23 protein-coding genes are annotated in these 19,706 nt (G+C 34.6%); 8 read left to right on the top strand and 15 right to left on the bottom strand.

Going from position 1 to position 19,706, the window contains the following annotated elements:
- Nucleotides 1-257 precede the first annotated feature (257 nt).
- The 4 genes from obgE to MVE07_RS04535 all read right to left on the bottom strand — a co-directional run bounded on the left by obgE (nucleotide 258) and on the right by MVE07_RS04535 (nucleotide 5,020).
- Nucleotides 258-1,286, bottom strand: coding sequence for a GTPase ObgE (gene obgE / locus MVE07_RS04550; protein ID WP_297454628.1), 1,029 nt, complete (start codon nucleotides 1,284-1,286; stop codon nucleotides 258-260).
- A gap of 57 nt (nucleotides 1,287-1,343) precedes the next feature.
- Complete coding sequence (locus tag MVE07_RS04545) at nucleotides 1,344-3,287, bottom strand: DUF87 domain-containing protein (protein WP_297454625.1); 1,944 nt, start codon at nucleotides 3,285-3,287, stop codon at nucleotides 1,344-1,346.
- A gap of 82 nt (nucleotides 3,288-3,369) precedes the next feature.
- Nucleotides 3,370-3,564 (bottom strand): 50S ribosomal protein L28, encoded by a 195-nt coding sequence (gene rpmB / locus MVE07_RS04540; RefSeq protein WP_200674154.1) that lies wholly within the window; start codon nucleotides 3,562-3,564, stop codon nucleotides 3,370-3,372.
- A gap of 49 nt (nucleotides 3,565-3,613) precedes the next feature.
- On the bottom strand, nucleotides 3,614-5,020 hold the full coding sequence (locus MVE07_RS04535) for an FAD-linked oxidase C-terminal domain-containing protein (protein ID WP_297454619.1): 1,407 nt from the start codon (nucleotides 5,018-5,020) through the stop codon (nucleotides 3,614-3,616).
- A 151-nt stretch (nucleotides 5,021-5,171) separates the two neighbouring features.
- Between MVE07_RS04535 and MVE07_RS04530 the strand changes: the two genes are divergently transcribed.
- Nucleotides 5,172-5,522 carry a rhodanese-like domain-containing protein gene (locus tag MVE07_RS04530; RefSeq protein ID WP_297454616.1) on the top strand — a complete coding sequence of 117 codons (351 nt, stop codon included), beginning with the start codon at nucleotides 5,172-5,174 and terminating at the stop codon, nucleotides 5,520-5,522.
- Nucleotides 5,523-5,552: 30 nt separating this feature from the next.
- Here MVE07_RS04530 and nadA read toward each other — a convergent pair whose 3' ends face one another.
- From nadA to MVE07_RS04480, 10 genes are all read right to left on the bottom strand, one after another.
- On the bottom strand, nucleotides 5,553-6,497 hold the full coding sequence (nadA, locus tag MVE07_RS04525; protein ID WP_297454612.1) for a quinolinate synthase NadA: 945 nt from the start codon (nucleotides 6,495-6,497) through the stop codon (nucleotides 5,553-5,555).
- A gap of 99 nt (nucleotides 6,498-6,596) precedes the next feature.
- On the bottom strand, nucleotides 6,597-6,932 hold the full coding sequence (locus MVE07_RS04520) for a type II toxin-antitoxin system PemK/MazF family toxin (protein ID WP_297454609.1): 336 nt from the start codon (nucleotides 6,930-6,932) through the stop codon (nucleotides 6,597-6,599).
- Entirely contained in the window at nucleotides 6,925-7,167 is a 243-nt protein-coding gene (locus MVE07_RS04515) for a ribbon-helix-helix domain-containing protein (protein WP_297454606.1), read from the bottom strand. Before MVE07_RS04515 ends, MVE07_RS04520 begins: the two co-directional genes overlap by 8 nt.
- A gap of 70 nt (nucleotides 7,168-7,237) precedes the next feature.
- Nucleotides 7,238-8,089 (bottom strand): hypothetical protein, encoded by an 852-nt coding sequence (locus MVE07_RS04510; RefSeq protein ID WP_297454603.1) that lies wholly within the window; start codon nucleotides 8,087-8,089, stop codon nucleotides 7,238-7,240.
- 37 nt (nucleotides 8,090-8,126) lie between these two features.
- Complete coding sequence (locus MVE07_RS04505; RefSeq protein ID WP_297454600.1) at nucleotides 8,127-9,290, bottom strand: hypothetical protein; 1,164 nt, start codon at nucleotides 9,288-9,290, stop codon at nucleotides 8,127-8,129.
- A gap of 59 nt (nucleotides 9,291-9,349) precedes the next feature.
- Nucleotides 9,350-10,318 (bottom strand): Holliday junction branch migration DNA helicase RuvB, encoded by a 969-nt coding sequence (gene ruvB / locus MVE07_RS04500; RefSeq protein WP_297454597.1) that lies wholly within the window; start codon nucleotides 10,316-10,318, stop codon nucleotides 9,350-9,352.
- Nucleotides 10,315-11,307, bottom strand: coding sequence for a DNA polymerase III subunit delta (holA, locus tag MVE07_RS04495; protein ID WP_297454594.1), 993 nt, complete (start codon nucleotides 11,305-11,307; stop codon nucleotides 10,315-10,317). The genes ruvB and holA overlap by 4 nt, the downstream gene beginning before the upstream one ends.
- Nucleotides 11,307-11,783: a hypothetical protein gene (locus MVE07_RS04490; RefSeq protein ID WP_297454591.1), complete on the bottom strand. Its 477-nt coding sequence runs from the start codon at nucleotides 11,781-11,783 to the stop codon at nucleotides 11,307-11,309. Before MVE07_RS04490 ends, holA begins: the two co-directional genes overlap by 1 nt.
- Nucleotides 11,780-12,265 carry a pantetheine-phosphate adenylyltransferase gene (coaD, locus tag MVE07_RS04485; RefSeq protein WP_029521188.1) on the bottom strand — a complete coding sequence of 162 codons (486 nt, stop codon included), beginning with the start codon at nucleotides 12,263-12,265 and terminating at the stop codon, nucleotides 11,780-11,782. The genes MVE07_RS04490 and coaD overlap by 4 nt, the downstream gene beginning before the upstream one ends.
- On the bottom strand, nucleotides 12,266-12,727 hold the full coding sequence (locus tag MVE07_RS04480) for an RsmD family RNA methyltransferase (RefSeq protein WP_297454586.1): 462 nt from the start codon (nucleotides 12,725-12,727) through the stop codon (nucleotides 12,266-12,268).
- A 74-nt stretch (nucleotides 12,728-12,801) separates the two neighbouring features.
- Here MVE07_RS04480 and MVE07_RS04475 point away from each other — a divergent pair, with 74 nt between their 5' ends.
- From MVE07_RS04475 to MVE07_RS04465, 3 genes are read left to right on the top strand one after another with little or no spacing between them, the layout of a single operon-like run.
- On the top strand, nucleotides 12,802-13,359 hold the full coding sequence (locus MVE07_RS04475) for a C40 family peptidase (RefSeq protein WP_297454584.1): 558 nt from the start codon (nucleotides 12,802-12,804) through the stop codon (nucleotides 13,357-13,359).
- Nucleotides 13,346-13,879, top strand: a complete 534-nt coding sequence (gene hslV, locus MVE07_RS04470) for an ATP-dependent protease subunit HslV (protein WP_297454580.1) — start codon at nucleotides 13,346-13,348, stop codon at nucleotides 13,877-13,879. Before MVE07_RS04475 ends, hslV begins: the two co-directional genes overlap by 14 nt.
- Nucleotides 13,879-15,960: a hypothetical protein gene (locus MVE07_RS04465; RefSeq protein WP_297454577.1), complete on the top strand. Its 2,082-nt coding sequence runs from the start codon at nucleotides 13,879-13,881 to the stop codon at nucleotides 15,958-15,960. Before hslV ends, MVE07_RS04465 begins: the two co-directional genes overlap by 1 nt.
- Here MVE07_RS04465 and MVE07_RS04460 read toward each other — a convergent pair.
- Entirely contained in the window at nucleotides 15,957-17,336 is a 1,380-nt protein-coding gene (locus MVE07_RS04460) for an ATP-binding protein (RefSeq protein ID WP_297454574.1), read from the bottom strand. The genes MVE07_RS04465 and MVE07_RS04460 overlap by 4 nt on opposite strands.
- Before the next feature lie 176 nt (nucleotides 17,337-17,512).
- Between MVE07_RS04460 and MVE07_RS04455 the strand changes: the two genes are divergently transcribed.
- The 4 genes from MVE07_RS04455 to MVE07_RS04440 are packed head-to-tail and all read left to right on the top strand — an operon-like array spanning nucleotide 17,513 to nucleotide 19,359.
- Nucleotides 17,513-18,010 carry an HIT domain-containing protein gene (locus tag MVE07_RS04455; protein WP_297454571.1) on the top strand — a complete coding sequence of 166 codons (498 nt, stop codon included), beginning with the start codon at nucleotides 17,513-17,515 and terminating at the stop codon, nucleotides 18,008-18,010.
- A 3-nt stretch (nucleotides 18,011-18,013) separates the two neighbouring features.
- Entirely contained in the window at nucleotides 18,014-18,394 is a 381-nt protein-coding gene (locus tag MVE07_RS04450) for a lipopolysaccharide assembly protein LapA domain-containing protein (protein ID WP_297454567.1), read from the top strand.
- Entirely contained in the window at nucleotides 18,394-18,537 is a 144-nt protein-coding gene (locus tag MVE07_RS04445; RefSeq protein ID WP_297454565.1) for a hypothetical protein, read from the top strand. Before MVE07_RS04450 ends, MVE07_RS04445 begins: the two co-directional genes overlap by 1 nt.
- A gap of 21 nt (nucleotides 18,538-18,558) precedes the next feature.
- On the top strand, nucleotides 18,559-19,359 hold the full coding sequence (locus MVE07_RS04440) for a 2-amino-3,7-dideoxy-D-threo-hept-6-ulosonate synthase (RefSeq protein ID WP_029521181.1): 801 nt from the start codon (nucleotides 18,559-18,561) through the stop codon (nucleotides 19,357-19,359).
- Nucleotides 19,360-19,706 lie beyond the last annotated feature (347 nt).

Genomic DNA, 19,706 nt, shown 5'->3' with positions numbered 1-19,706 from the left:
TTACCCAATTCAAAGAACTGTTAAAATTGGGAGAAAACCAATAATATTTTTTAAATTTTTGTTAAAGTATCTCATAAAAAGTATCTCATAAAATCCCAAAGGCACTCTCCAAAGTGGAGAAAAACGGTTTCGGGGTAAAAATAAAACTATCCAGCTTTAAGCTGGGGCTGAAAGCGGTATATCCCTTCCAGTGGGGCGTTATCAACCGTCCTAATGTAACGGTGCTTTTATGCATCAGCTACAAGTCTCCTAATTTATTAGGGGGTAGTTGACCTCCCCTCTCCCGTAATTTTTTCATAAAGTTTTGATACCTCTTCTTTAAGTTTATCAACTCCTTCAAGGGTTGCAAGGGAAACTGGAACAAATGTATATCCTTTTTCTTCAAAATATTTTTTAAGCCTGTCTATTTCTGTTTTATCTGACAGGATGTCTATTTTATTTCCTACAACAATCTGTGGTTTTTCAAGTAATTGTGGAGAAAATTTTTCCATTTCCTTGTTTATTACCTCAAATGCCTCTTCAGGCTCCCTTTCCCTGTAATCTGATATATCAATCATATGGATTAATGCCTTTGTCCTTTCTATATGTCTTAAAAATTCATGTCCAAGACCGTGCCCTTCTGTTGCTCCTTCTATAAGTCCGGGGATATCAGCTATAACAACATTTTTTCCATAATCCAGTTTTAAAACACCTAAGACTGGGGCGAGTGTTGTAAATGGATAATCTGCTATCTTTGGTTTTGCATTAGATAAAACAGATATGAGGGTTGATTTTCCAGCATTTGGAAATCCTACTATACCTATATCTGCTATCAGCTTAAGCTCAAGCTCTATCCATTTCTCCTCTCCCGGTTGTCCTTCTTCTGCATAATCAGGGGACTGGTTTGTTGAGGTTTTAAATGCTGCATTTCCTTTACCACCTTTACCACCCTTTGCCACAACAACCGTTTGTCCATTTTTAGTAAGGTCTGCTATTATCTCTCCTGTTTCTGCATCTTTAACAACTGTTCCAACAGGAACCTTTATTATAAGGTCTTCCCCATTTTTTCCGTGTTTATTACTTCCTGAACCATGCTGCCCTCTTTGTGCTTTGTAATGCTTTTTATGTTTAAAATCCAGCAGTGTTGTCAGTCTATCATCAGCCTGTAATATTACATCTCCACCTTTTCCGCCGTTACCACCTGCAGGGCCACCTAAAGGAACAAACTTCTCCCTGCGGAAAGCAACACAGCCATTTCCACCATCTCCACCTTTTACATAAATCTTGGCTTTATCTACAAATTTCATACTTCTCCCTCTGTCTTTTTTTGGGAATAATTTATTCCTGCAGCAATTTTTTGCTAATTATCCTAATTTTATCTCGGTTAGGATACCAAAAGGAACGGCAAGACCTGTGATAAATCCGGTTCCCGGTTTTAAAAATGGCAGGATGTTGAAAATATCCTCTTTAGAATACTCAAAAAATACAGATACAGCCTCAAGGTCATTTCTGTTAATCAGCTTGAAAACTGCCTGTGTATTAAGCTGTGAGAGGACATATTTGCTTATGTTTGCAGGCCTTTGTGTTATTGCAATAAGGCCAAGGTCAAACTTTCTTCCCTCTGTGGCTATTTTCCTTGCCATTACATAAGAAATATTTGAAGAACCTGCCTGAACTTCTCCAAATCCTTTTTCCGGAGCAAAATTCTGGGCTTCTTCCAGAATAACAACCCGTTTTTTGTCATCTGATTTTGCCTTCCTGAATATCTCTTTCATTACAAGACCGGCTATATTTACCCTTGTGATAGGATTTTCAACTTTTTCAAAATCAAAGATAACAAAGTTCTTATCACTACCGATTGCTTCAAATAATTCCTGCGTAAGATTTATATGATAGCTTAGGGCTTCTTCAGGGTAATCTCTTTTTAGCATATCAAGGAATGTTAAAAGCTCAGACCTTAACTCTCCTTTAAGCTCTGTCATATCCACTGCATTTAATATTGCTTCTTCAAGGGAGATTTCTCTAAAACCGATTATCTGAAGGTCAGGTTTAAGAAGTTTTCTAAAGTATGCAGCCACCTTTTTTTCTTCATAAGATTTTTCCTGAAAGCTTATTCCATATTCTTTAAACAGATTTTTTATATCATCAAAATTAACAGGATAAAGTATATCCGGAATTTCTAAGATATGGGAATTTCTAACTGATTTTTTATATTCACCGTAAAGGTCTATTATAAATGTCTGGATATCTGAGTATTCCAGATTTTCCAGCACCCTCCGGACAAATGTTGTTTTACCTGAACCTGTGGTTCCCAGCACAGCCATGTGCATTGTGTATATCTTTTCCAAATCAATAAAGGCATTAAGGGATGTATTAAACAGTTTCCCAAATTTTACAGGCTTGCCCATCTGGTATCCTGCATGGTTTATCTGCATAATATCTTCTATTTCTTTTTCATCATGAAGTGTGTAAATTAATGAACCTGCTTGCGGCGGTGTCATAGGGGTTTTTAAAATGCTTTCCTTTTCTCGGATTTTTTCAGGATTAAATTCTGCAAGTATCTCTATCTGGGCTATCCGTAAATTTTGATTTTTTTCATTTAGATATGCAAATAACAGGGCTTTTCTGAAAAGTTCATCTTTCTGTCCCAGAACAGTTTCTATTTTATGGGTTTCTGACAGCATTGAACGGGATGCAAAATTATAAAATGTTGAGAATAAAGAACTGTTTAACTCTTTAATCACAGCTATTCTTCCAAGTAAAAAAGCTGTTTCAGAGATTGGGATTTTTATGTATGTCTGCTGGGGAAGTTCCTCAAACAAAAATGCCTCAACGGTTATTGAACTAAGGCTGTTAAGGACAATGCCGGCTATATTTTCAAACAGGTTTATTGATTTTTTCTTTATTTCCTCAAATTGCTGGAGTAATTCTTTTATCTCCTGTTTATTCTCAATTAAAACTGCCGTTTCTATGTTTCCGTCTTCATAAAGACCTGATTTTGTAATATTTGCAGAGCCTATAACAGCTTTTTGGTTATCTATAATTACAAATTTTGAGTGTATGTTTGGATTTAGATAAACTCTACCACCGATAGATTTTATTTTTTTCAGGATGTCTATATCTGTTATTGTAAAATCTTCAAGCTCAGAACCTCGGATTATCAGTTGAATGTCTATTTCTTTTTCATCTAAAAGTGTGGATAAAACCTCTGATTTTATCCATGGTGATGATATTTTTACTTCTTTTTGTGCTGAGGAAAAAAGTTGTTTTAAAACAGGATATATCTCTTCTTTTTTTAGTATTTTCATATTATTCCTGAGTGGTTTTTAAGATAAATATGAAGGAAAAGGGGGAGAAAGGCAAGAGGGAGAAAGGTCAGACAAGAAGACCTTATCTGACCGCTTTTTTAACTTTGCCTGCTTTAAGGCATTTTGCACATACATATATTCTTTTTGTAGAACCATCTGGCATAACAGCTTTTACTCTTTGGAGGTTAGGTCTCCATACTCTTTTAGATGTTGTTGCAGAGTGTGCAACTCTGTTTCCATGTGCAGTTTTCTTTCCGCATATTTGACAGACTGCCATTTTCTTCCTCCACAGGTTAATTAACGAAAAAAATATTTTAGCATATTTATTAATCTATATCCATTTTTCCCGGGTTAATTAAATCTTTAGGGTCAAATACTTTTTTAATACCTCTCATTATTTCAAGTTCCTGAGGTCTAAACTGTTTTTTCATAAATGCTGCTTTGGTTATTCCTACCCCGTGTTCACCTGTTATTGAACCACCATAGGAAAGTGCCAGTTCAAAAACTTCCTCCACTGCCTTTTCTGTTCTTTTCAGCTCATCCTCATCTCTTCCATCTATCATAAAGTTTGCGTGGACGTTTCCGTCTCCGATATGTCCGAAATTAACCATTTTCAGATTGTATTTTTTACCTATTTCTCTCAGTCTTGGTAGGGCTTCCGGTAAATAGCTTCTTGGGAATACTATATCTTCGTTTATTTTTACTCTTCCCAGTTTTGATACTGCAGGGGATAAAGCCCTTCGTGCTTCCCATAGTTTTTCTGCTTCTTTTGCTGTTTTTGCAATCTGGACTTTGGCTCCGTTTTGCTCACATATTCTTGCAACTTCAACAATCTGGTCATCTATAGCTTTTGGGTGTCCGTCAACTTCAATCAAAAGCAGCACTTCTGCGTCCCTTGGAAGACCGAAATGACCAAAATCCTCAACTGCATTAATTGCCAGTTTATCCATAAATTCCAGTGCAGAAGGCTGTATTCCTGCTTTGAATATGTCTTTTACTGTTTTTCCTACAGCAGCTATATCTGAAAATATTGCCATTACGGTTTTTGCTGCCTGTGGTTTTGGTATCAGTTTAACTGTGATTTCTGTAAACAATCCAAGTGTTCCTTCACTACCTATGAAAAGTCTTGTTATATCGTATCCTGCAACATCTTTAAGTGTTGGTCTGCCTGTGTGAATTATTTCTCCGGTATGAATAACAGTATTAAGCTCCATTACATATTCTCTGGTTACTCCGTATTTCACGCATCTGGGGCCACCAGCGTTTTCGGCCACATTTCCACCAAGGGTGCAGTATTTGTAGCTTGCAGGGTCTGGTGGATAGAACAGGCCTACTTTTTCAACTGCTTTCTGGAGTCTATATGTTATAACCCCCGGCTGAACCCTTGCTATAGCGTTATCTTCATCTATTTCCAGAATTTTGTCCATTTTTTCAAAGGAAACAACAACGCCGCCTTTTACAGGGAGGGCTCCTCCTGTGTATCCTGAACCGGCTCCCCTTGGAGTAACAGGAATACCTTCTTCATAACATATCTGGACTATTTTTTGAACCTGTTCCTGATTTTGAGGGATAGCAACAAGGTCAGGAAGCATTTTTATTCTGGTTGCATCATAAGAATACAGAAGTCTATCCATCTCATCATCAAGGCAGTTTTCAGGACCCAAAATTTCCCTGAGGGCTCTTTTAACTCTATCTGGAACTTTTATTACTTCTCTTTGTTTTGCTTCAAACATTTTTCGCTCCTGTTTAAAAGGTTTGTTAATAAATATTATCAATTTAAGCTATTTCTGGAAATGACAATCATCACAGGTAGATTTATGTCATAAAAATATTTGCACATATTGATATTATATTATTTAAATAAAATCAAAAGGAGGAAAGAGATTGTTTTTAGACAGAGATACCTATAACAAAATTCACATTTCTGTGCAGGAACTTAAGGAAAAGATTGATAAGGGAGAGGATTTTGTTCTCCTTGATGTGAGAGAACCTCAGGAGTATAACTTTTCCAGAATTAAAGAAAAAGAGGCTATGCTTGTTCCTCTTATGAAACTGCCTTCTGTTGTTAACCAGCTTCCAAAGGACAAGCCTATTTATGTTTTATGCAGAAGTGGAAACAGAAGCCTTCAGGCAACATTATGGCTCCTTCAACATGGGTTTGATAATGTGAAAAACGTTGAGGGTGGTATTCTTGCCTGGAGTGATTATATAGATCCAACGGTTAGAAAATATTAAGAAGGAAAGCCTCCTTAAAGGAGGCTTTTTTTATACTATTGAAAGCATACGCTCAAGTGGTTTTCTTGCTTTTTCTATAATATCCGGTGGTAAAACAATTTCGTTAGTTTCTTTTTCTAAAACATCTGCAATTTTGTCTAATGTATTTTTCTTCATATCACAGCAGTGGACTGTCCCGCAGTAATCTGCATTAACAGGGAATATATAATTTTTGTTTGGATTTACCTTTTCAAGCCAGTGTTTCAGTCCTACCTCTGTTCCGATAATAACATTCTGGGCATCACAGGTTGTTGCAAATTCAATTATCTGGGATGTGCTACCCACAAAGTCTGCAATTTTCACAGTTTCGGTATTACATTCAGGGTGAACTGCTATTTTTGCATCAGGATATTTTTCTTTTAAGGCAAGTAATTGGTCTGGTGTAAGATTAAAGTGTGGAGGACAGAAACCTTTCCACAGAATAAACTCTTTTTCCGGAACCTGCTGGGCTATGAAAGAACCTAAAAACTGGTCAGGAACGAATATAATTTTTTGGGTATCTAATTTTTTAACAACTTTGACAGCATTTCTGGAGGTAACTATCACGTCTGCCAGTGTTTTAACATCTGCGTTTGTGTTTACATAAGCAACAACCATAGCATCTGGATGCTCTTCTTTCAGTTTTTTGACTCCTTCATAAGTTGCCATATCTGCCATCGGACAGCCGCTTTCAGGGTTAGGGTGGAGGACTTTTTTCTCTGGGTTCAGGATTTTTGCAGTTTCAGCCATAAATTTAACACCGGCAAAAACTATAATATCTGCATCTGTTTCCTGTGCTCTTCTTGCCAGTTCCAGAGAATCACCAACTATATCAGCTATATCCTGTATTTCACCTCTCTGGTAGTAGTGTGCCAGAATTATCGCATTTTTTTCTTTTCTGAGCCTGTTTATCTTCTCTATTAACTGCTCTTGTCTGTTTTCTACTGCTGTTGCCATTGCTCCTCCTTCAAATCAAACATCGTTTGATTTTATTAAATGGTAATAAAATATATACAATATGTTTTTATTTTTCAATGAGGGAGGAAAGGGGTTAAATTATTTAACTCCTAAGACAAATAAAACAGCCTCATCTAAGAGACTTAATTCCTCTTTTGACAAAGAGGCTATGGGATTTCCTATAATTCTGCTTTTATCTATAGCTCTGATTTGTTCCACGACAGCATCACTATCTTTTTCAAGTTTTCCTCTTTTGGGAATTCTCACTCTTAATGGAAACCAGTTATCTCTCAAATCCGTTGATAAAGGAATAATTATTACTGTTGGAAGGTCTTTTAGATGTTCTGACTGAAATATAATAACAGGCCTAACTTTGCTAAGTTCTGAGCCTTTAGTTGGATTTAGATTGGCCAGATATATATCACCCTTATTCAATAAAATCCTCGCTTAACTCTTCAAATTCTTTGATTTCTTTTAGATAGTTTTTATCTTTACTTAGCTGTCTTGCAAGTTTTTCCATTTTTTGATGGATTTTTTCTCTTTTTATCTTTTCTCCATACTCAATAACAGCTTCTCTAATAATCTGAGATTTTGGTTTCCCTAATTTTTTGCTAAGGTTTTCTAAATACTCAAAAAATTCTTCTCCTGTTTTTAAAGTAATTGTTTTCATCTTTTTCCTTAAGATTTTAAGTAATATATTACTTAAAATATAAATCCTTATGTTTTTTAATGCAAATTTATTAAAATATCCCTGCTTTTTTAAGAAGTTTATATCTTGTTGATTTTAAAGTTTTGAGGAGAATTTCTGTTTTTATTTGGTTTATATCAGAATTTAGCAGATAAAGGAGATTTTCTTTTTCTTCTTTGGATAGTTCCCTTAGCATTTGCAGGTAAAAAATTATTCTTTTTTCGTCTAATCCCCAAAGATTATAAAAACGTGAAAGTTGCTGTAAATCTTTAGACAGTTGAGATAATGCTTTTTTAATGTCAGATTTTGATGGTGTGTTTTCCAATGCAAGTTTTGCAGTTAGATATTCCTGAATAGTTTCTTTTAGATACTTCTTTAATTCCTCTAAATTGCGTTGCTGCTGTTTCTCGCAATCAATTTGTGGTTTTTCTCTTAATAAACTTTCAAGCTGTTTAAGACCTTTTTGATAAATTTCTTTTGAGAAAATAAAAATAGGAAAATTTTTATATTCTCCTTCTCTATGGTAATTATTAAAGTCAAACCAGATTATATTTTGCTTACCAAAATAAACCATAAATTCAAAATCCCAGCAGCCAAAAACCTGACATGTGCAGGTTAATCCCTCTACTATGTGCTTTAACTTTTCACCGCAATGGTTATCAAGCTCCAAGAAGTAATATTCTGCATAGTTTGGCAAAAATTCATCATAAGGGGTTGGAAAGGTTTCCCTATCTAAAATATTATTCTCCATATCATACTCATAGGCATATTCAATCAGCTTTTTTCCGTTTAGATGAATGTCAACTAAGCCTTGAATGTCTTCCTGTTTAAACCTTTCTCCATCTACAATATTAAGAGAAACAGGTTTAAAATGGAAATTATGGACGTAGATTTTTAGTTTCATAATTTTCATAAAATTAAGGGGCAAAGCCCCTGCGATACTATTTCACATCTGATAAATCAGGTTTGATTGTAAAAGTAGCTCCGTAAGTTTGGTTTACTTGAATATCTGAAGGACAGGCAGGTAGAGTGTCTGCTATGAATGTTGATTGTTTTGTCGTTCCTTTTATATTACAAGTAATTCTGCCATCTTTTGAAAACTGGCTAAAATCACAACTTGTAACCTCTACGGAAGTAGAGTCAAAAGATATTTCGTTTCCATTTCCCGGTGTGTTATCTGTATCACAAGGAATTCCGTAAACGCTTTCTATAATAGAGTCAGATGTTCCATTAGGAAGTAGCATTAAGTAGTGATAATTTCCTGTTTCAGCATTGTATCCGTAAAGGTTTCCGTATAAGTCAACAGCAAAATTGCCTGAAGGGTCTTTTTGGCAAGGTATACTGGAAATTTGGTTGTATTCGTTATCGTAAACTGTGCAGGCATCTGTCATTGATGATGTGGTTTCAGGGGTTGATTTAGTAGCATCTACAACCTTGTATCCAAATCTTTTGTTTTTACTTGCAAGGTTTAAATCTTCGCAGGCTTTAGCAATCCATCCGAAATATCCATCAGTGTCAGATAGTCCAAGTGCAGACCTTACCTGATTTATAAATGTTTCTGCCTCTTCAATGCTATTTATAGAATTCGGAATAGTTACTCCTTTAGATTGTAGATAGTTTAAAAGTTCTGTATCTGTCAATCCAAAAATTCCTGCGATAGAACCTAAAGGAGATACCAGTATGCCACTTACACTCCCGCCATCTGTATCATCAAGAGGATAAAAATCACATAAAGGCGTAGATGAGTCAAAATTTGTTATCCCGTCTGTTCCACTGGTTACACATATCTTGTAATATGAATATTCTGAAAGATTTACCTTACTTGTATCATAGCTAAAACTAAACTTTCCATTGTTTACGCTAAATGTTCCCACAAGATAAGAAGAAAACGGATTCATACTTTTGCTGTCAACCAATTCCACAGATATTGTTCCTGTTATTGCAGGGTCAACCGCATATCCACTTACACTCGCAGTTCCACTTCCTCCTGAACTCCCTCCTGTGTTTCCTGTTCCTGTGTTCCCTGCACTTTCTCCTCCACCACCTCCACCACAAGACGCTACTAAAATCGCTCCTGCTAAAAGTGTCGCTATTTTCTTTCTCATTTCCTTACCTCCCTATATTATTTTTTTCTATGGGATAAGAAATGATATTTTATCAAGTTTCAAATATATCCTCTTGTTTTAATCAGCTTTATTGCCTTTTCGGTGGGGATTCTGCCTTTTGGGGTTTTCTGGATATATCCTTCTCTAAGGAGATAAGGCTCTATTACTTCTTCTATGGTGTTTTTGCTTTCTGAGATTGCAGAGGATATGGTTGTAAGGCCTATAGGTCTGCCGCCAAATTTTTCAATCAGAGCCGATAGATACTTAATATCTGTTTCATCCAAACCAAACTCATTTATTCCCAGAAAGGTCAAGGCTTTGTCTGCAATTTTTTTATCAATGATATCAGAACCATGAACGATGGCATAATCATGAACCCTTTTAAGCAGTCTGTTTGCTATTCTGGGAGTTCCTCTGGAACGTTTTGCTATTTCAAATGCTCCTTCATCGGTGATTTTTATAGAAAGAATATCTGCGGAACGTTTTATTATCTGGGCAAGGGAGTCGTTATCGTAATATTCCATATTAAGAATTATCCCAAATCTGGAAATCAAAGGAGATGTTAGCATCCCTGTCCTTGTTGTAGCTCCAATAAGGGTAAATCTGCTCAGGTCTATTCTGATACTCCGTGATGAATTTCCCTTTCCTATAACAATATCCAGTTTAAAATCCTCTATTGCCGGATATAAAGCCTCCTCAACAGAAGGATTTAGTCTGTGGATTTCATCTATAAATAGAATATCCCCTTCTTCCAGTGAGGATAAAATTCCGGCCAAATCTCCTTTTTTCTCAAGAATAGGCCCCGATGTAAAAACTATATTTTTCCCAAGCTCATTTGCTATAACCTGTGCCAGTGTAGTTTTACCCAGACCTGCTGGACCTGAAATTAGCACATGGTCTAAAACACCATCTTTTTTCTTTGCTGCTTCTATAAAAACAGCTATCTGCTGTTTTATTCTTTTCTGTCCTATATACTCGCTAAGCTTTTTAGGTCTTAAGCTAAGTTCAAAAGATGTTTCATTGTTCATTGTAGAACTCTTTTTAATATAAATTCCTCAAGGGAGCTATTTATGTCCAGATAATTTATTTTCTGGTTTTTTTCCAGCTGGTAAAGGTCTTTTATTAGCTGAATTAGTTCTCTGGTTGTTGTTTTGGAAGCCTGTTTTTGGATGCTTCCTTTCATAGCAGGATGTTTTACATTCATAAGGGAAAATGCTGTTTCTGTAGGTTTTCCTTTTTCTATGTATGTTCTGAATAACAGCAGTCTGTTTATCTGACCAAGCAGTAATGATTGTATCTCAAAAGGATGGTGAGTTGTTTCTATAAGCTGCCTGAATATTCTTACTGCATCTTTATCTTTGGCAAAAAATTTATCCAGAAAAACAAAAACATTTTCTTCAATCTTTGGATTTATAGCTGCATCAATATCTTCTTTTGTGATTTGCTTTTTATCGGAAGTATAAAGCAGAAGTTTCTCTATTTCCTGTTTTGCATACCAAAGGTCATTTTTTAGCTTTGATACCAGATATTTTAATGTTTCATCGTCTATCTCTTTACCTTCCCTTTCCAGCTTCTTTTTTATTGAAATTGCAAAAGCTTTAGGGGTTAATTTCTGGGATACAACAATATCTGCAACAGATTTAATAGTTTTATAAGGCTCTTTTGCAGGGAGTTTTTCTTTGTTTGAAATAAGAAAAAATCTGTCAGGCAAAGAAAAGTTTTTAACTAAATCTATTAACTGCTTTTGTTCATCTTTTGAGATTTTAGATAGAAATGCATCAAAATCAAAAATTACAGCTATATTTCCATCTGAAAATAAAGATGAACTGGCAAAGACCTCTTTTACCTGTGAATATGTAGTCTCATCTCCCCAGAAAATATGGACATCTGCTCTTTCTTTTAGTTTATCAACAAGCTGTTTTTTTAAAAAATCTTCACTCCCATAAACAAGAACAACAGGCTGTAGCTCTTTAAGGTCAAAATTTTTAATAAGCTGAACAATACTTTTTTCTGCCATTATAGTTTTGATAATATAGAATAAATTCTAATGTTTACAAGTTTCCCGATTTCTTCAATTGCGTATCTTCTCTCCACATCTCCCCTTAGACCTGCTCCTGTATACTGGGCAATCTCTTTAATATTTTTCCTGAATGTTTCCTCATTTTTTCTGTTTTGGATAATAAAATCAAGGTCAACAGTAACTTTATAAATACTTGCCCTTTGTGCCCGTGAGTATCCTATCGGAGAAATGTTCAAAGATTTTATATTTACGATAATAAATCTTGTGGTGCGACCTGAACACTCAAGGATATTACCTGAGGATATAACAGCATCAGAAACTGCTCTTGTAAAAACATCAAGGGCTGTTGCTTCAGCACGGGGAAAATGTATCCTTTTTATACAATAAACCTCTTTCTTTTGTATATCATAGGACACAGGTTTATATCCACAGGAAGCAAAAAAAACAAGAATTAAAACAAGCAATACCCTCACAGGAATTTCTCCTCTAATTTTTTCTCCACATAAGGATGAACCATTTTTGACACATCTCCGTGGTGGGCTGCCACATCCTTTACGATTGAAGAGCTTATATGAATCAGTTCTTGGGAAGGCATAAGGAATAAAGTTTCAACCTGGTCTAAATTGTAATTAGTCATTGCAATCTGGAGCTCATACTCAAAATCAGTAAATAGACGAACTCCTCTAACTATTATTTTTGTATCATACTTTTTCATAAAATTAACCAGCAGCCCATCAAAAGGCTCAATAATTACCCTGTCTTTGCCAAAATCCTCAACAGACTTTCTGAACATCTCCACCCTTTCTTCAACTGAAAAAAGGGGATTTTTCTTTGGATTTGTAGCTATAGCTACCACAACATACTCAAATATATTTAAAGCTCTTTTTACTATATCCAGATGCCCATAATGAACAGGGTCAAAAGTTCCCGGATATACACATATCTTTGTTATCATTTACTTTCTCCAGAAAGACAAAACTGTGTCCCCGTATTTTCTTTCTTCATCTGCACCAAAGTGTTTATTACTTCTGTGTTCAAGAATAAAAACTCCTCCATCAGCAAGTTTTTTAAGTGCCATATCTATTAATTTATCATAATCTTTGTAGTTGTAAGGTGGGTCAGCAAATATAATATCAAATGGCTGGTCTTTGTATGTTTTCAGGAATTTCAAGGCATCCACAGGCACCACCTTAAAATTTTTTGAGAATTTAGAGGCTTTTTTCTTTATATCTTCTGCCCTTTTTCTGTTTTTCTCAACAAAATAAACAAACTCAGCACCTTTTTTCAATGCCGTTATGCCTATCTCCCCAGTTCCTGCAAACAGGTCTAAAAATCTTTCTCCGGAAACATCATACAGAATATTAAAAAGTGCCTGTCTTACCTTTGAAGATGTAGGTCTTAAATCCTTTTCTTTCATAAAACTAATAATATCAAAAAGCTTTACGAAAAGTAATCTTAAAGCTTATAATATGAAAAAAAGGGTTAGAGGCCATGAAGAGATTATTAGCTGCTGCCGGTGTTTTCCTTTCAGCCACAGCATTTGCATTGGATTCAAATAACGGCAATATTCCTGAATACTCTTACGCAAAAGAAAGATACAAAGCCGTTATGTTAGATGATGGCATTCCAGCTCCAAAATTTCAGGAAAGTATCGTTGAGTTTGCAATAGGTCTGCTTGGTATTCAATACAGATTTGGTGGTCAGTCTATCTGGGGAATGGACTGCTCGGCATTTGTTCAGAAAGTTTATGCAATGGCCGGTATAAACCTTCCAAGAACAGCAAGGGCACAGGCTCAATACGGTGTCTTTGTAAACAAAGAAGACCTTAAACCTGGTGACCTTTTATTCTTCCAGACTTATGCCAGATACCCATCCCACGTTGGAATATATGTTGGGGATGGAAAGATGATACATGCCTCATCTGCAGGGAAAAGAATTATAATAAGCAGTATTCATAAACCTTATTATGAAAAAAGATTTCTTTTTGCCAAAAGAATTTTCCTTTATGACCCTAAACAGATAGTAGGGGAAAAGTATGCAAAAAAGTAGAAGCACAACAATACTGGTAGTCAGAAAAGACGGAAAAACTGTAATGGCCGGAGATGGACAGGTTACCCTTGGTCATAGTGTTATGAAAGCTTCTGCAAAAAAAGTTAGAAAATTGATGGACGGCAAAGTAGTTGTTGGTTTTGCAGGAGCTGCAGCTGACGGACTGGCACTTATGGAAAGACTTGAAGAAAAACTTAATAAATACAGGGGAAATCTCCTGAAAGCTGCCGTTGAACTTGCAAAAGATTGGAGAACAGATAAATTTTTAAGGAGATTAGAAGCTGTTTTACTTGCTGCAGATAAGAATAATATGTTTCTGATTTCCGGTAATGGAGATGTTATTGAACCTGATGAACCAATCCTTGCCACAGGTTCAGGTGGAGATTTTGCAAGGTCTGCAGCACTTGCTCTTTATAGAAATACAGATATGTCTGCCAGAGAGATTGTTGAACAGGCAATGAAAATTGCCTCAGAAATATGTATTTATACAAATGATAACTTTACCATTGAAGAATTATAGTGAAAGCCGATGACAAAGAGTATATTTACGTAGATGTTGCTCTCCCTGTAGCCCTTTTTATGACATTTACATACAAAATTCCTGTTTCCTATATAAACCATCTTGAAAACAAAGAGTTAATAGGCAGAAGGGTTCTTGTTCCTTTTAGAAATTTAGGTCTAACAGGGATAATAACAGGCTTTGCAGAAAACAAAGACCTGAAATCAATAAGAGAAATATACCAGATACCTGATAAAAAACCTGTATGGTCTGAGGATTACATTCAAATCCTGAAAAATATTTCAGAGTATTATGTATCTCCGATAGGAACCACCATTTATTATGCAATGCCTGAAGGTCTGAGATGGAAACTAAACAGAAAAACAGGAAACTGGATAAAAGGTATATCAGAAGAAAAGATATACCGTCCGGCAGTTGTAACCCTTTCAGACATCCCCCATTTATCAGAAAAAGCCAGAAAACTCCTTGAGTTTATACTGGAAAAAGGGGAGGTAGATAGAAATCAGGTCAAAGAAGCTGGATTTTCACTGAATACTCTTAAAACATTAATCAAAAAGGGACTTGTTCAGGAAGAAAGGTTTATATTCAGAGAAGAAAAATCTGTTAAACAACCGGAAATAAAATATCAGTCCATTAATCTGAAATCCGGAATATATCTTTATAAAAACCAGACAGCACAAAACAGACTGAAACAATATATAAAACTTGGACTATCAGTTATAAAAAATGGGGAAAGCCTGCTTATAATTCTTCCTAATATTGCCACTATACAGAAAATTTACCCAGAGTTAAAAAAAATATTCGGTGAAAGGGTTTTTATTTACCACGATGCAATTACAGAGAAAGAAAAGATTAAAATCTGGTTTAGCTTGAAAGAAACGTCTAAAAAAATAGTTTTAGGCACTTATAGTGCTTTATTTATACCCATAAAAAATCTAAAAGCAATTATAATTGAGGAAGAATACTCACAGGCATACAAAGCAGACAGAACCCCCAGATTTGACGCAAGGAGAGTGGCATTTGAGATATTCAGGGTTAAAAAAGATATTTCTCTGATTTATGCCTCTACAGTCCCCTCTGTTGAAAGTATTTATATGCTTTACACCAAAAAGGCAAAATCCCTGTCCAGAAAGGATATATTCAAGAATATTAATAAAAAACCGGAGATTTCGCTTAAGAGTTTTTCATACAAAGACCTGAAAAAAGAGCTGATAAAAGCTATTAAACCTGAAGAAAAAAACCTGATAATAGTCAACAGAAAAGGGTATGCATCATTTTTATACTGCCCTGTATGTGAGGAAGAGATTAAATGCGAAAGATGTGATATTCCTTTAAAAATCCATTCAACTGCAGAGCAAAAATATCTCCAGTGTGAGATATGCGAGAAAAGGTATCCTTACATAAAAACCTGTCCTGAATGTGAACATAAACTGGAAGAGATTGGATTTGGGATAGAAAAGGTTGGGAAGATACTAAAAGAAAAGTTTGGAGACAATGTTTCTATAGACCCTGAAAAAAATGCCAGTATAACCATTACAACATCGGTAACCTCAAGGGATTTTGTTTTTGGAATTTATGACAGGATAATCAATATTTATCCTGATTTTTTCCTGAATATTCCGGATTTTAGAGGGGAAGAAAGTTTTTTCAGGAGTATTGCTTTACCTTATTTTAAAGTATCTTCTAAATATATCATTTTTACAAATCATCCTGAACATATAGCATTTGAAGCACTTGATAAAAAGGATTTCTCTATTTTTTACAAATATGAACTACAAAACAGAAAACTAACCGATATGCCACCTTATAGCAAGCTGATACTGCTTACATTTGAAAAAAAAGGTCTGGAGCTGGACAAGGTAAAACAGATTTTTCAGGAATGGATTAAAAAGGAAAAAATAAGCTCAATTGAGTATGAAGGACCTTTTTTTGCTATTTTTTCAAAAGTTAGAGAAAAAAACAGATTTCAAATCTTAATGAGGAATTTTAAAGAAAAGGAAAAATTAAAAGAGTTATATAATCTGTGCAGTAAAAAAAATATAAAACTAATTATTGATGTTGACCCAAGACAGACATACTAAAAGTCTTCCAAAGAAAACAGAAGTATGTTTTCCTCAGAGGCTGCAAGTTTTTTTAGTTCCTCTGTAAAACCCTTTTTGGAAAAAATTGCAAAGAATTCTTTCCTCTCACCTTTTCTCCAATCTACATATTTTGATTTTCCCTTAAGTTCATTAAGAACATTTAATCCCACAGGATTATCCCAGTATTTACATTCTCCAAACAAAATCTCCCTATCCCCTAAGGCAACCAAATCAATCTCTGTATTTTTATCCCACCATTTTCCTGCTTTTTTCACTACAAACGGTAATGTTTCGGTTCTTAATATAAACTCTCTACAAACATCTTCAAAAATTAAGGAAACATAGTAATTAAACTCCAATTGTATCTTATCAAGAACAAAATTATATCTTTCTGTTTCCAGATAACTCTGATAAGGGAAAACATATCTAAACCAGAAATTAAAGAAATTATCCTTTATGAAATAAAGACCTTTTTTACTTTTTGCAGGATTTTCTTCAGTAACAGGAACTTCCCTTTTTATTACTTCAAGGTCTATCAGTTTTTCAATAAAAGATGTCAAATTTTGCGTTTGTATTCCCAGCCTGGAGGCTATCTTTCCAATTTTATGTTCTCCCTGAGCTATTATCTGGAGTATGGAAAAATAGGTTATAGGTTCCTTTACTTCATCTTTTAAAACGAATTTAGGTTCTTCATATAGAAAACTATTCTTATCTAATATATTGTCTTTTATGTTTTCAAAAATATTTTTGTCTTCACTGAAAAACTCTATATATTTAGGAATACCACCTATAACGCTATAAAACTGTAAAAGAGTATTGTTATCCCTTAAAGAGAAAAATTTTTTAAAATCAAAAAAATCCATAGGTTGAAGCTTTATTTGTGCCGTTCTTCTACCATACAAAGGAGTTGAGTAACTTAAGACAATATCATACATGAGGCTTATTAAAGAGCCTGAAAGAATTAACATTACATTCTCATTTTTTAAAATATTGTCCCAGATTCTCTGAAAAATAGAAGGAATTGCCCTGTTTACTTTCGCAAGATATTGGAATTCATCTATAGCTATTATGAGTTTTTGGCTGTATTTTTTTTGGAAAATATACTTAAATAAAGTTTCCCAATCATTTATTTGCAAGGATTTTAAAATCTCGTCTCTTAAAGCCTCTGCAACAACATTTTTGAATCTTTCTATCTGAAGGTTTTCATTTTGTAAATCTGCAAGAAAATATATAGCTAACTTATCCTGTATGAATTTTTCAATAAGAGTTGTTTTGCCAACCCTTCTTCTTCCATATATAACAACAAAAGAAGATTTTTTGTTTTGATATTCTTTTTCTAAAGTTGCTATTTCTTTTTCTCTGTTTATGAATTTCATTTCCACAAAAATTCGTTTTTAGATTATTATAATTCAAAAACGAAAAATGTAAATTCTTGGAGATAAAATTTTGATATCAAGCCAATATTCCAAATAAATCAGAAGCTTTTAGACTTTTAAATTTCAAAAGTTTTTATTGATTTATAATAAATAAAAAGTGGTTTTTAGGAGGAATTATGGAAAGGCTTTATTCTCCGTGGAGGAGTCAGTATATAGAAACCTACGACAAGATGGAAGAATGTTTTTTATGTGCAGCTGCAAAAAATCCGGAAGAAGATGAAAAAAGACTGGTTTTATACAGAGGGGAAAAAGCATTTATCATAATGAACCTTTATCCGTATAACGCTGGTCATCTTATGGTTGTTCCTTATGAGCATATAGGAGATTACACAGCACTGGATAGGGAGACCCTTTGCGAAATATCACAGCTCACACAACTTGGTATAAAAGCTTTACAAAAAGCCTTAAATCCCCATGGGTTTAATCTGGGATATAATCTTGGTAGAGTTGCCGGAGCCGGACTGGAAGACCATCTGCACAATCATATTGTTCCAAGATGGAATGGAGATACTAATTTTATGCCTGTGATTGGTGAGGTTAAAGTAATTTCACAGGATTTAAAAGATATATACAATAAACTTAAAAATGCCATTGAGCAGTTAAAAGGAGAATAAAAAATGTGGAACAAAATTAAATTAATATTATGGCTTATTATTTTATTGGCTGTAGCCTATTTTGTTTCTATGAACACATCCCCAAATGTATCTGTTAAGATACTTCCGACACTTCAAACCCCTGAAATACCTCTGGCACTTATCATAATTGCCAGTATTATAATCGGAGCAGCATTAATCATAATTTTTGCCATTACCGACTGGATAGCTTACAAGATAGACAAAATGAAGTTAAGCAGAAACCTAAAGAGTACAGAAAAAGAACTGGCAAAATGCAGACAACAATTGGAAGAAAAAGACAAAAAAATAGAAGAGCTTAAGATTGAGCTTGAGGTAATGAAAAATAAAGAAAATATTACTGTTAAACAGGAAGGTGTTGAGTAATGGGACTATATGACAGAGATTACATAAGAGAAAGGAAAACAGGTGGTTATTTAGGCCAGAAACCATCAGGAAATAACACAAAACTAATTATTGCCGTGATAATTGCTTTTATTTTAGGATTTATTTTAGGTAAAATTATATAAAAGTGTTTCAGGAGGGAAAAATTGGGTATCGGTAAAAGGGTCAGACTGGAAAGAATCATGAACAGGGACACAGGAAAAACTGTTATTGTGCCTATGGATCACGGGGTTAGTTCAGGACCAATGAAAGGATTAATCAACATAAAAGAAACTGTTGAAAAAATAGCAGAAGGTGGAGCAAACGCAATAATTTTGCATAAAGGTATTGTTGAACAGGGACACAGAGGAAAAGGAAAAGATGTTGGTCTTATAATCCATATGTCAGCATCAACAGACCTTTCCCTCCGCAAAAATGATAAAGTCCTTGTCTGCACGGTGGAAGAAGCTATAAAACTGGGTGCAGATGGGGTTTCTATACATGTAAATATTGGTGCAGAAGATGAAAAACAGATGTTAAAAGATTTCGGAGCTGTTTCAAAGGCATGTCTTGAATGGCAGATGCCTCTGGTTGCAATGCTTTATTACAGAGGGCCAGAGGTTAAAAATCCATTTGACCCTGATGCAATAGCACATATCGCAAGACTTGGAGCAGAACTGGGGGCAGATATTGTAAAAGTTCCATATACAGGAGACCCTGAAAGCTTTAGAAAAGTTGTTGAAGGTTGTCCTGTTCCTGTTGTTATTGCGGGAGGTCCAAAGGTGAATTCAGATAGAGAACTTCTCCAGATGATTTACGATGCTGTTGTAGTAGCAGGATGTGCAGGATTATCTGTGGGAAGAAATGTATTCCAACATGACGACGTAGCGAAAATCACAAAAGCACTTTCTAAAATAGTTCATGAAAACGCCACTGTTGACGAAGCATTAAAAATATTAGAAAGTTAAACTTGACTGATATACAGGAAATAATATAGAGTAAATAATTAACTCGGGCATATATAAGATATAAAATCATATCTGGAGGAGATTAAGATGGGACCATGGCTTGCATTTATCATCATGACAGCTTTTGCGATTTTAACAGCTATTGTTGCTTTTGTTGCTGGTGCACTTAAGAAAGGAGAAGAATAATTAAAGATAATTGAATTTCAATGAGCAGATAGGAAACTTTTTCTTTTTCGGTTTCCTATCTTTTCTACTTTTTTTAGGATATCTTCTTTTTGAACCTTTCCTAAATGTCATTATTCTGTCTATTTTAATTACTATTATTTTCTATAAGCCATATATAAAGC

It is taken from the genome of Persephonella sp. (genome assembly GCF_027023985.1).
Lineage (GTDB): Bacteria > Aquificota > Aquificia > Aquificales > Hydrogenothermaceae > Persephonella_A.
This window is presented reverse-complemented; position numbering and strand designations above follow the sequence as displayed.